The following is a 12,804-nucleotide window of genomic DNA, read 5'->3' on the forward strand; positions in this document are numbered from 1 at the left end:
CAAAACTGGATCAAAAAACATTCCTTACTTTAAAACTACCAAGTCCATTTTGTTTTGGTTAAGTCCTCGATCGATTAGTATCAGTCCGCTCCGTACATCACTGCACTTCCACTTCTGACCTATCTACCTGATCTTCTCTCAGGGATCTTACTTTCTTTAAGAAATGGGAAATCTCATCTTGAGGTGGGCTTCACACTTAGATGCTTTCAGCGTTTATCCCTTCCCTACATAGCTACCCAGCGATGCCTTTGGCAAGACAACTGGTACACCAGCGGTAAGTCCATCCCGGTCCTCTCGTACTAAGGACAGATCCTCTCAAATTTCCAACGCCCGCGACGGATAGGGACCGAACTGTCTCACGACGTTCTGAACCCAGCTCGCGTGCCGCTTTAATGGGCGAACAGCCCAACCCTTGGGACCGACTACAGCCCCAGGATGCGACGAGCCGACATCGAGGTGCCAAACCTCCCCGTCGATGTGGACTCTTGGGGGAGATAAGCCTGTTATCCCCAGGGTAGCTTTTATCCGTTGAGCGATGGCCCTTCCATGCGGAACCACCGGATCACTAAGCCCGACTTTCGTCCCTGCTCGACTTGTAGGTCTCGCAGTCAAGCTCCCTTGTGCCTTTACACTCTGCGAATGATTTCCAACCATTCTGAGGGAACCTTTGGGCGCCTCCGTTACTCTTTAGGAGGCGACCGCCCCAGTCAAACTGCCCATCTGACACTGTCTCCCATCACGATTAGTGATGCGGGTTAGAGTGGCCATAACACAAGGGTAGTATCCCACCATTGCCTCCGTCGAAACTAGCGTCCCGACTTCTACGGCTCCTACCTATCCTGTACATGTGGTACAGACACTCAATATCAAACTGCAGTAAAGCTCCATGGGGTCTTTCCGTCCTGTCGCGGGTAACCTGCATCTTCACAGGTACTAAAATTTCACCGAGTCTCTCGTTGAGACAGTGCCCAAATCGTTACGCCTTTCGTGCGGGTCGGAACTTACCCGACAAGGAATTTCGCTACCTTAGGACCGTTATAGTTACGGCCGCCGTTTACTGGGGCTTCAATTCGTACCTTCGCTTACGCTAAGCACTCCTCTTAACCTTCCAGCACCGGGCAGGCGTCAGCCCCTATACTTCATCTTTCGATTTTGCAGAGACCTGTGTTTTTGATAAACAGTCGCTTGGGCCTATTCACTGCGGCTGATCGTTAGATCAGCACCCCTTCTCCCGAAGTTACGGGGTCATTTTGCCGAGTTCCTTAACGAGAGTTCGCTCGCTCACCTTAGGATACTCTCCTCGACTACCTGTGTCGGTTTACGGTACGGGTCATTGTTTTCTCACTAGAAGCTTTTCTTGGCAGTGTGACATCAGAAACTTCGGTACTTGTATTTCCCTCCCCATCACAACTTGTCCTTAGAAAGATAAGCATTTGACTCATCTTAAGACTCATTGCTTAGACAGACATTTCCAATCGTCTGATTTCTTAGCCTACTGCGTCCCTCCATTGCTCAAACAAAAACAACGAGTACAGGAATATCAACCTGTTATCCATCGCCTACGCCTTTCGGCCTCGGCTTAGGTCCCGACTAACCCTGGGCGGACGAGCCTTCCCCAGGAAACCTTAGTCATACGGTGGACAGGATTCTCACCTGTCTTTCGCTACTCATACCGGCATTCTCACTTCTAAGCGCTCCAGCAGTCCTCACGGTCTACCTTCAACGCCCTTAGAACGCTCTCCTACCATTACACCCTAAGGTGTAATCCACAGCTTCGGTAATATGTTTAGCCCCGGTACATTTTCGGCGCAGGGTCACTCGACTAGTGAGCTATTACGCACTCTTTAAATGGTGGCTGCTTCTAAGCCAACATCCTAGTTGTCTGTGCAACCCCACATCCTTTTCCACTTAACATATATTTTGGGACCTTAGCTGGTGGTCTGGGCTGTTTCCCTTTCGACTATGGATCTTATCACTCACAGTCTGACTCCCAGAGATAAATGTATGGCATTCGGAGTTTATCTGAATTCGGTAACCCGAGATGGGCCCCTAGTCCAAACAGTGCTCTACCTCCATCATTCTTACTCTGAGGCTAGCCCTAAAGCTATTTCGGAGAGAACCAGCTATCTCCAAGTTCGTTTGGAATTTCTCCGCTACCCACACCTCATCCCCGCACTTTTCAACGTACGTGGGTTCGGTCCTCCAGTGCGTTTTACCGCACCTTCAACCTGGACATGGGTAGATCACATGGTTTCGGGTCTACGACCACATACTCATTCGCCCTATTCAGACTCGCTTTCGCTACGGCTCCGTCTCTTCGACTTAACCTCGCATGGGATCGTAACTCGCCGGTTCATTCTACAAAAGGCACGCCATCACCCATTAACGGGCTTTGACTTGTTGTAGGCACACGGTTTCAGGATCTATTTCACTCCCCTTCCGGGGTGCTTTTCACCTTTCCCTCACGGTACTGGTTCACTATCGGTCACTAGGGAGTATTTAGCCTTGGGAGATGGTCCTCCCGGATTCCGACGGAATTCCTCGTGTTCCGCCGTACTCAGGATCCTCCTAGGTGTGATTCAAATTTCATCTACGGGGCTTTTACCCTGTCTCGCAGACCTTTCCAGGTCCTTCGATTATTTCAATCAACTACCATATCGGAGTCCTACAACCCCAAGAGGCAAGCCTCTTGGTTTGGGCTTTTCCCGTTTCGCTCGCCGCTACTCAGGGAATCGATTTTTCTTTCTCTTCCTGCAGGTACTTAGATGTTTCAGTTCTCTGCGTCTACCTCCATTCAGCTATGTATTCACTGAACAGTAACATCCTGTTAAAGATGCTGGGTTTCCCCATTCGGAAATCTCCGGATCAAAGCTTACTTACAGCTCCCCGAAGCATATCGGTGTTAGTCCCGTCCTTCATCGGCTCCTAGTGCCAAGGCATCCACCGTGCGCCCTTATTCACTTAACCTTATCAACCTTGCGGTTGGGTCTTTATCTTCCCTCTAGCGATAGAGTTCCAATAAATAAAAAATAAGCAATTGAACTATTAAAAAACTCATTCAACGCGGTGTTCTCGGTTTGTTTTAAAAATTTTTGGTTTGTTTTTTGTATCCAGTTTTCAATGAACGATTTGAGAGTAGACCTCTCAAAACTGAACGAATAAAGATAAACTTGTGTAGTCTCCGTAATTTTCCTTAGAAAGGAGGTGATCCAGCCGCACCTTCCGATACGGCTACCTTGTTACGACTTCACCCCAATCATCTATCCCACCTTAGGCGGCTGGCTCCATAAAGGTTACCTCACCGACTTCGGGTGTTACAAACTCTCGTGGTGTGACGGGCGGTGTGTACAAGGCCCGGGAACGTATTCACCGCGGCGTGCTGATCCGCGATTACTAGCGATTCCGGCTTCATGTAGGCGAGTTGCAGCCTACAATCCGAACTGAGAGAAGCTTTAAGAGATTAGCTTAGCCTTGCGACTTCGCGACTCGTTGTACTTCCCATTGTAGCACGTGTGTAGCCCAGGTCATAAGGGGCATGATGATTTGACGTCATCCCCACCTTCCTCCGGTTTGTCACCGGCAGTCTCGCTAGAGTGCCCAACTAAATGATGGCAACTAACAATAAGGGTTGCGCTCGTTGCGGGACTTAACCCAACATCTCACGACACGAGCTGACGACAACCATGCACCACCTGTCACTTTGCCCCCGAAGGGGAAGCTCTATCTCTAGAGTGGTCAAAGGATGTCAAGACCTGGTAAGGTTCTTCGCGTTGCTTCGAATTAAACCACATGCTCCACCGCTTGTGCGGGCCCCCGTCAATTCCTTTGAGTTTCAACCTTGCGGTCGTACTCCCCAGGCGGAGTGCTTAATGCGTTAGCTGCAGCACTGAAGGGCGGAAACCCTCCAACACTTAGCACTCATCGTTTACGGCGTGGACTACCAGGGTATCTAATCCTGTTTGCTCCCCACGCTTTCGAGCCTCAGCGTCAGTTACAGACCAGAGAGCCGCCTTCGCCACTGGTGTTCCTCCATATATCTACGCATTTCACCGCTACACATGGAATTCCACTCTCCTCTTCTGCACTCAAGTCTCCCAGTTTCCAATGACCCTCCCCGGTTGAGCCGGGGGCTTTCACATCAGACTTAAGAGACCGCCTGCGCTCGCTTTACGCCCAATAAATCCGGACAACGCTTGCCACCTACGTATTACCGCGGCTGCTGGCACGTAGTTAGCCGTGGCTTTCTGGTCAGATACCGTCAAGGGATAAACTTTCCACTCTTATCCTTATTCTTCTCTGACAACAGAGTTTTACGATCCGAAAACCTTCTTCACTCACGCGGCGTTGCTCGGTCAGACTTTCGTCCATTGCCGAAGATTCCCTACTGCTGCCTCCCGTAGGAGTTTGGGCCGTGTCTCAGTCCCAATGTGGCCGATCACCCTCTCAGGTCGGCTATGCATCGTTGCCTTGGTGAGCCGTTACCTCACCAACTAGCTAATGCACCGCGGGTCCATCCTCCAGTGACGCAATTGCGCCTTTCAAAAGAAAACCAGGCGGTTTTCTCTGTTATGCGGTATTAGCACCTGTTTCCAAGTGTTATCCCCCGCTGGAGGGTAGGTTACCCACGTGTTACTCACCCGTTCGCCACTCCTTTTCTTTCGGTGGAGCAAGCTCCGGTGAAAGAAAAAGCGTTCGACTTGCATGTATTAGGCACGCCGCCAGCGTTCGTCCTGAGCCAGGATCAAACTCTCATTAAAAAGTTTGCACAGTCTTGCGACTGTTAGCTCAATTGTATTAATTGACTTGTTGCTAGCATATTGCTTGCTTTGTATTGTTTGTTCCTATAAATAGGAACGCCCTACACATTTGGTTCGTCTTATTCGTTCAGTTTTCAAAGGTCTATTTCTGTTGCATCAGCAACTTTTATATCTTATCATCTTACCAAGTGAAAGTCAACAACTTTTTTGAATTAATTTTCAAAAAAATAATTTGAAGATTTTCTATTTAATGGCTCTGATTGGCATGTCCTCAACGAGAACATAAAATAATATAACAGTTTTCAAGGCGTTGGTCAACGAAAAAAAAATATTTTTATTCACTTTTTTTAAACCCGATGTATAAATATAAATCAGTGTTTTTTCGTTCGTTTTTTTTGCTTTAATTGATGGAAATCAGCGTTCCCTAAATTATATCTTTCGCTATTTCTATTATTGATTTTTCCTTAACCTATAGTGATGTTTTTTCACTTCCTTAAGATTCTTTGGTAAAATGGAATCATACCCTTATATAGGAGGAATTAGACAGATGAGAATTTTAGTTGCAGACGATGATAAAGAAATTGTTGAACTATTGAGTATCTATTTACACAATGAAGGTTACGAAGTTGTGAAAGCTTATGATGGCAAGGAAGCATTAAGTAAATTACGGACAACTACGGATATTGATCTTTTAATTTTGGACATCATGATGCCAGTGATGGATGGAATGCAAGTTGTCAAAGAATTGCGGAAAGAATCGCAAATCCCAATTATCATGTTGACTGCCAAAACAACCGACATGGATAAAATTAAAGGTTTGGTTGCTGGTGCAGATGATTATGTAACAAAACCATTTAATCCTTTAGAAGTAATGGCACGGGTAAAATCTTTGTTACGCCGAACAAAAATGGCAGTTGCCGAAGAACAACCGGATATTTTAGAAATCCAATCATTGATTATTAACAAAGATTCCCATGAAGTTAAAACAATGGATGGCAAAGAAATCCAGCTAACAGCTTTAGAGTTTGGAATTTTGTATTTATTAGCTAGTCATCCAAATCGGGTTTTCTCAGCCGATGAAATATTTGAACGAGTGTGGAAACAAGAAAGTATCGTTTCAGCAAAAACTGTTATGGTTCACGTAAGTCACTTGCGGGATAAAATTGAAGACGCAACCGACGGTGAAAAAGTCATTCAAACAGTTTGGGGTGTAGGATACAAGATTGATGCCAAATAGAGTAGAAAAAAAACGGCGAATCACTTTAACTTCAAAGGAAATCAGTGAATTAATTGCTGAAGGGATCGTGACGGTAATTATTTTACTTCTATTAAATGTCGCATTAATGGTACTGATTTCTCAATTATTAAATAATTCGCCAGATTTACAAGATGCAGTCTACCGTTCTAGAAATATTTTTGCTAACAACTACAACAGCGATATTTTTTTAAGCGGCCGCTATTTTATTATTCCTTTTTTCTTAGTAGTGGATGCTTTAGTCGTCTTTTGGCGTTTGATTCGTCGTTATCGTCAAATGCAGCTGCGTCACATCATCAATGAATTACATTTTATTGCTAATGGCAATTATAATTACCGGATTCCTTTCGAATTGCGGGGGGATTTGAGTAAAGTAGTTTCAAGTATCAATGGTCTAGTTGATAGTACTGTTGCTGCAATTGAAGATGAGCGGGCAATTGAAACTTCTAAGGATGAATTAATAACAAACGTCAGTCACGATATCCGTACTCCATTGACTTCAATTATCGGCTATTTAGGTTTAATTGAAGATGGTCAATATCAAAGCGAAGAGGAATTACGTAAGTATACTGGCATTGCTTATTCCAAAGCTAAACAGATGAAATCTTTAGTAGAAGATTTATTTGAATATACGAAAGTCCGTCAACCAAGCGTCCCTGTGAATTTTATTTCCTTTGACATGGTGCAGTTATTAGAGCAACTAGCTACTGAATTTGAACTAGAAGCTACCAAAAAAAACGTCACGATTCAAGTGAAAACTACAGAGAAAAAACTCTTTATGGATGGGGACACAGAAAAATTAGTGCGGGTTTTTAATAACCTCATTTCTAATGCTTTGAAATACGGTGGCGGAGCTGATCAAATTATTATTTCGATTGAGAGAGAAAATACAGAAGCTGTTATCACAGTTAAAAATAACGGTATACCAATACCGCGTGAATCGTTAGATCAGCTCTTTGACCGTTTTTATCGGGCGGATACTTCTCGCTCGCAAGAAATTAGCGGAACTGGTTTAGGCTTAGCGATTGCTCAAAATATTGTGAATCTTCATGGTGGTTATATTTTTGCTCAGTCGGATGAGAATTGGACTTCGTTTATTATTCACTTGCCTTTAGTCAGTAATGTAAAAAATTTAGAAAAGCGTTGACAATAAATTTTTGATTGCTTATACTGTAGTCAATTCATAACAAGCAGGAAACCAAGTACTTCCCTTTTCTTTTTAGAGAGTTGATGGTGGGTGAAAATCAACAGTTAAAGGTTAGGAAATCCAGTTTCATTATTCTGTGCTTTTTGAAAGAGAAGCCGGCCAGCAACCGATATCTGCTACGAGGAGCAGCTGAGTACAGCTGAACTAAGGTGGTACCGCGAAATTCAACATCGTTTCGTCCCTAGACAATAGGGATGAGACGGTGTTTTTTTATTTTAAAGGAGGAAAAGGAAAATGTTAGACGTAAAAATGATTCGCAACAATGTAGAAGAGGTCAAAGAAAAATTAGCGACTCGAGGTGTAGAAGCTGACGTTTTAACTAGATTTATTGATCTAGATGAAAAACGCCGCGAGCTTTTAGTCAAAACCGAAGAGCTTAAAAAATATCGTAATGACGTTTCCAATGAAATTGCCAACTTAAAACGTGAAAAACAAAATGCCGATGACAAAATTGCTGAAATGCAAGAAGTTGGTGTGAAGATTAAAGATTTTGACGAAGAAGTAGCTGCTATCGATGCGCAATTAACTGAAATTGCGACTACTTTACCTAACTTGCCTCATGCTGATGTGCCGATTGGTGAAGATGAAGATGCCAATGTAGAAAATCGTCGTTGGGGTAAGCAAACGACTTTTGAATTTGAACCAAAACCTCATTACGAAGTAGCGGAAGCTTTAGACATTTTAGATTTCGAACGGGGAGCAAAAGTTGCTGGTAGCCGTTTTGTTTATTACAAAGGTTTAGGCGCTCGCTTAGAACGCGCTGTTTATAACTTTATGTTGGATCAACATATTTATGAACACGGTTATACTGAAATGATTACGCCTTATTTGGTAAACAGCCAAGCAATGTTTGGGACGGGTCAATTTCCTAAATTTAAAGAAGATGTTTTCCAAGTAGAAGACCGCGATTTGACTTTGATTCCAACTGCTGAAGTACCATTAACTAATTATTATGCTAACGAAATTTTAGAAGGCCGTGACTTACCGATTTACTTTACGGCAATGTCTCCTTCTTTCCGTTCTGAAGCTGGTAGTGCTGGTCGCGATACTCGGGGATTGATTCGATTGCACCAATTCCACAAAGTTGAAATGGTAAAATTTGCCGACAAAGATACTTCTTATGATGAATTGGAAAAAATGGTCGAAAATGCTGAAGACATCTTACAAAAACTAGAATTACCATACCGCGTAATTACTTTATCAACTGGTGATATGGGCTTCAGTGCAGCGAAAACTTATGACTTAGAAGTTTGGGTACCTGCTCAAAATACTTATCGCGAAATCAGCTCTTGCTCTAACTGTGAAGATTTCCAAGCCCGTCGCGCAATGATTCGTTACCGCGATGCAGATGGTAAAGTCCAATATGCCCACACTCTAAACGGTTCTGGTTTAGCTGTTGGTCGGACAGTTACTGCCATTTTAGAAAATTACCAAAATGCGGATGGTTCTGTGACTGTTCCAGAAGCATTGGTTCCTTACATGGGTAATGTGCGCGTAATTACCAAAGAAGCTTAATAACAGGAAAAAGATTGATTGAATCGATACTTGATTCAATCAATTTTTTTGTTTAGGATAATTCATTTGGGTTTGCCAAACTGCATCGGAAATCGTTGATATCACCATCTCAGCATCTGTTACTTGATTAGTGTACACCGTTAATATATAAGGATGTTCACCATAAAAAATGCCTACATCATGAACATACGTATCGTTGGTCCCGATTTTATGGGCTACTTGATTGACAGTATTCTCAGTTGCCAAACGTTCATTGAAAATAGTTTGTTGCATGTCCTTAATCAAATTTTGATAACCTTGATTATCAGCTGCATGCGCATTTAAAATCGCTAGAAGCTTCGCCATATTAGCAGAACTGATTGTATTTTCGCCATTGCTTAGACGCTTTAAATAAGTAACATACCAATCTTTTACGCCTGTCTCATAACCGCCAACTAAATCATAGAGCATATTTTTGGCAATATTATCAGATACTGTAATTACAAGTTCAGTTAATTCCTCGACTGTATAATCAGGCTGAATATCATTTTGAATCGTACCTGTACCTGATTCAAAGAAAGCCTCTTGATAGGGAATTTCCTGCTCCCAAGATAGATTTCCAGCAGCTATTTGATCGCTTATCAGCATTACTAATGGAACTTTTGTTGTGCTGGCAGCTACAAAAGTTTGTTCACCATTAATAGAAGTTTCTTGACCAGTTGCCAAATCCAAATATGTAACGGCAATTTCACCATCGATTTGCTGAGCTTGATTTTCTAGCGTAGTTTGCATTGTTTGATAAAACTGTTTTTCCTCGGTTGTTGGTGTTTTTTTTTTATAGTCGCTTGTATCATTTACGGTAACTTTGAGTGTTTTTGTATCACTGGCTTGACTGCTATCTGGCTGCAGTTGAATAAAATACCAAAAGATGCTGGTAATAATCACTGCACTGGTGGTAAGCCACTTCATTATTTTTTTACTCTTCACTTAATCGACACCTTATTGTTATCATTTTTTCGTCTGTCGCTTATTTTAGCAAACTATTCAGAAAAAAACAGGAATAAATCATAAAAATATGGCGAAAATTAGCCAATCTTGCGTTGAGTAAATTTCCAACTACCATCAATTTTTACTAAACGATGGTTAATTTGGCTAACGTCAGCAATCGTTTTGTTTTCTTTTTCGACAATTAACAAAATCGAAGTCGCTTCCGCGGTCTGATCTGTTAGCTGTGTAATCATGATTGAGTTCGTAAGGTGAAGATCATCGGACTCTTTTTCCCAAGTGCGAGCAATAAAATTAGCCAATTGTTCTTGACCTGTAGTACTACCTAAAACTCCGGTAATTTCACCATCTTCTGTAAACAAAGCAAGATATTCTTTAACTTTTCGCTGATTGGCATATTGATCAGCCAAAGTAATTAATTGATGGATTTCCATGTAATCTTGATTATTCATTTTTTTCACCTCGCAAGGATTGGTTGATTTGTTGAGTTAATTTTTGGTCGAAAACATTTTTTGGAATTTTAACATGAATTTCTTTTGGCGGTTTAGTGGCATAAGCTGTCTGAATTTGGTTCGCATATTGTGTCACTCTGAAATCCATCACCATTGAAGCTAAAGAATAAACTTCTGATTCATCTAAATCAGTGGTAATCGACAGCCAATCAATTACATTTCTTAAACCATTAACTAAAGCATCATCTAAACTTTCATCAGAAAAACCAAAAGTATACCAAGCATCTTCAGTTTCAACGACTGGTACTTTGATGCTACCTTTACGAATTGTTACCTTCAGATCTAAGCGTTCTGCCGCTGTTTCAATTCCAGTTTGATCCACCACACCCTCGCCTTCTCGGGCATTGATATTTCCAATCCACAAACGTCCACCTGGTTTAAAAACCGGCAAGAAAAGTGTTGCTCCCACAACAAATTGCGGCAACACTAAATTTCCTCCGTAATTTCCTGCTAAAATCGCACTGGTTTCCTCTTCACCTGCTGGCTCTACGCCAATCACTCCTAAAAAAGGTCGTAAATCAAAACTCACCCCTTTAACAAAATGAGTATGCGTCCGGGCTTCATTGAACTTAAAATAATGCAAATAAGGTTCTTTAAAATCTTCAGGTAAAGCACCGACACCTAAAGGAAATGAGTTCCACCCCCAACTAATTGGTCGTAATTTAGTCAAATTTATTTCTAAAATATCGCCTGGCTGTACTTCTTTCACTACTACTGGGCCATTCATTGAATAAGGGCCTTTAGGATATTTATGACGTAACGGTTCTCTTGAGGCAAAATCCAACCCGTAAGTTGCTTCATTACCCCAATGGGTCCATGTGTTAACGTAACTAACCGTTTCACCAGAATCAATTTCAACTGCTGGTGGTGCTTTAGGGTCTAAAAAACCTGAACGAACGGTATCTTGGTTAGAGACTATTTCTTTCATGATAATCACTCCTGACATTTTCGCCATTATACACCTTTTCGTAAAATTCCAATAAAAAAAGAGCTAAGCACAAGCTTAACTCTAAAAATATCATTGTTCTACTGAATAGTTTGGTGCTTCTTTTGTGATTTGAACATCGTGAGGATGTGATTCCCGTAAGCCATTGCCACTCATTTGAACAAATTGGGCATTGTCTCGTAAATCTTTCAAATTCGCCGCTCCAACATAACCCATACCAGCTTTTAATCCGCCAGTCATTTGGAAAATAATGTCTGAAACTTCACCTTTGTATGCTACACGACCCTCTATTCCTTCAGGAACCAATTTATTAGCTTCATTTACACCACTTTGGAAATAACGATCACTTGAGCCTTTTTCCATCGCACCTAATGAACCCATGCCACGATATGTTTTAAAGCGACGGCCTTGATAAATTTCAAATTCACCCGGTGATTCATCCGTTCCGGCTAACATTGAACCTAGCATGACGGCATGTCCGCCAGCTGCTAGAGCTTTAACAATATCACCAGAATATTTGATACCGCCATCGGCAATAATTGCTTTACCATATTGACGCGCCACTGAAGCGGCATCGTAAATAGCCGTTAATTGAGGAACCCCAACACCCGCAACTACTCGAGTTGTACAAATTGAACCAGGACCGATACCAACTTTTACCACATCTACACCAGCATCATACAAAGCTTTTGCACCTTCAGCTGTCGCAATATTTCCAGCAATCAAAGTCGCTTCTGGGAAAGTTTTGCGGATTTCAGAAATCTTGCGAATAACACCAGCACTATGACCGTGGGCAGTATCGATGACAATTGCATCAACACCTGCTTTAATCAATGCTTCAGAGCGTTCAAAAGTATCACTCGTCACACCAACAGCAGCTGCTACTAACAAGCGACCATGTTCATCTTTGGCAGCATTAGGAAATTCAATTACTTTTTCAATATCTTTAATTGTAATTAAACCACTCAAACGACCATCTTCATCAGCAATCGGTAATTTTTCAATTTTATGTTGTTGTAATAAGACTTCAGCATCTTCTAGTTTCGTCCCAACCGGTGCCGTCACTAGATTGTCTTTAGTCATTACTTGGAAGATTTGTTGATTGTAATCTGTCACAAAACGCATGTCACGATTGGTAATGATTCCAACTAATTTGCGATTTTCCATTGTTTCAACAATTGGCACACCGCTGATACGATAACGACTCATTAAGTTTTCAGCGTCTTGTACTTTATGTTCTGGTGTTAAGAAGAACGGATCGATAATTACGCCGCTCTCTGAACGTTTTACTTTACGAACTTCGTCTGCTTGGTCTGCAATGCTCATGTTTTTATGAATCACGCCTAAACCACCTTGGCGCGCCATGGCAATTGCCATTTTACTATCCGTTACAGTATCCATACTAGCACTCATTAACGGTATATTTAATTGCAAGTTCTTTGCTAATTTGACACTCATGTCTACTTCATTTGGCAATACATGACTTTCCGCTGGAATCAATAGCACATCATCAAAGGTTAATCCTTTTTTTGCAAATTTCGTTTCCCAATTAGACATTGTTCGTTACCACTCCTTGATTGATTTTATTTTTATCAATCAAAGTAACAGATGAAAAGAAACTAGTCAAT

Annotated in this window: 7 protein-coding genes and 2 rRNA genes; 3 read left to right on the forward strand and 6 right to left on the reverse strand. The window is 42.0% G+C overall.

The features are described 5' to 3' along the window. Window positions 1-54: 54 nt before the first annotated feature. Window positions 55-2,967 (reverse strand): 23S ribosomal RNA (locus ID741_RS03940). Window positions 2,968-3,197: 230 nt separating this feature from the next. Continuing rightward, window positions 3,198-4,757, reverse strand: a 16S ribosomal RNA gene (locus ID741_RS03945). Together the 16S and 23S rRNA genes form the textbook arrangement of a ribosomal RNA operon. A 547-nt stretch (window positions 4,758-5,304) precedes the next feature. Between ID741_RS03945 and ID741_RS03950 the strand changes: the two genes are divergently transcribed. The 3 genes from ID741_RS03950 to serS all read left to right on the forward strand — a co-directional run bounded on the left by ID741_RS03950 (window position 5,305) and on the right by serS (window position 8,734). Further along, on the forward strand, window positions 5,305-5,994 hold the full coding sequence (locus tag ID741_RS03950; protein ID WP_218327423.1) for a response regulator transcription factor: 690 nt from the start codon (window positions 5,305-5,307) through the stop codon (window positions 5,992-5,994). Beyond that, a complete protein-coding gene (locus ID741_RS03955; protein WP_438719126.1) occupies window positions 5,984-7,159 on the forward strand; it encodes a sensor histidine kinase in 1,176 nt (391 codons plus the stop codon). The genes ID741_RS03950 and ID741_RS03955 overlap by 11 nt, the downstream gene beginning before the upstream one ends. A 294-nt stretch (window positions 7,160-7,453) precedes the next feature. Then, a complete protein-coding gene (serS, locus tag ID741_RS03960) occupies window positions 7,454-8,734 on the forward strand; it encodes a serine--tRNA ligase (protein ID WP_438719127.1) in 1,281 nt (426 codons plus the stop codon). A gap of 39 nt (window positions 8,735-8,773) precedes the next feature. On the opposite strand, the gene ID741_RS03965 is transcribed toward serS, so the two are convergent. From ID741_RS03965 to guaB, 4 genes are all read right to left on the reverse strand, one after another. Further along, window positions 8,774-9,682 (reverse strand): serine hydrolase, encoded by a 909-nt coding sequence (locus ID741_RS03965; protein ID WP_438719128.1) that lies wholly within the window; start codon window positions 9,680-9,682, stop codon window positions 8,774-8,776. Between the two features lie 116 nt (window positions 9,683-9,798). Then, the gene (locus ID741_RS03970; protein WP_218327419.1) at window positions 9,799-10,170 is read right to left on the reverse strand and encodes a nuclear transport factor 2 family protein; all 372 of its coding nucleotides are present in this window, start codon (window positions 10,168-10,170) and stop codon (window positions 9,799-9,801) included. Beyond that, window positions 10,163-11,158, reverse strand: a complete 996-nt coding sequence (locus ID741_RS03975; protein WP_438719129.1) for an acetamidase/formamidase family protein — start codon at window positions 11,156-11,158, stop codon at window positions 10,163-10,165. Before ID741_RS03975 ends, ID741_RS03970 begins: the two co-directional genes overlap by 8 nt. 90 nt (window positions 11,159-11,248) lie before the next feature. Beyond that, window positions 11,249-12,733 carry an IMP dehydrogenase gene (gene guaB, locus ID741_RS03980; protein ID WP_438719130.1) on the reverse strand — a complete coding sequence of 495 codons (1,485 nt, stop codon included), beginning with the start codon at window positions 12,731-12,733 and terminating at the stop codon, window positions 11,249-11,251. Between the last annotated feature and the right edge of the window lie 71 nt (window positions 12,734-12,804).

Source organism: Enterococcus sp. AZ103, from assembly GCF_051714685.1.
Taxonomy (GTDB): domain Bacteria; phylum Bacillota; class Bacilli; order Lactobacillales; family Enterococcaceae; genus Enterococcus_A; species Enterococcus_A alishanensis.

Coding starts and splice junctions, on each gene's coding strand:
- ID741_RS03950 (WP_218327423.1), top strand. CDS start 5,305: ATGAGAATTTTAGTTGCAGACGATGATAAAGAAATTGTTGAACTATTG.
- ID741_RS03955 (WP_438719126.1), top strand. CDS start 5,984: ATGCCAAATAGAGTAGAAAAAAAACGGCGAATCACTTTAACTTCAAAG.
- serS (WP_438719127.1), top strand. CDS start 7,454: ATGTTAGACGTAAAAATGATTCGCAACAATGTAGAAGAGGTCAAAGAA.
- ID741_RS03965 (WP_438719128.1), bottom strand. CDS start 9,682: ATGAAGTGGCTTACCACCAGTGCAGTGATTATTACCAGCATCTTTTGG.
- ID741_RS03970 (WP_218327419.1), bottom strand. CDS start 10,170: ATGAATAATCAAGATTACATGGAAATCCATCAATTAATTACTTTGGCT.
- ID741_RS03975 (WP_438719129.1), bottom strand. CDS start 11,158: ATGAAAGAAATAGTCTCTAACCAAGATACCGTTCGTTCAGGTTTTTTA.
- guaB (WP_438719130.1), bottom strand. CDS start 12,733: ATGTCTAATTGGGAAACGAAATTTGCAAAAAAAGGATTAACCTTTGAT.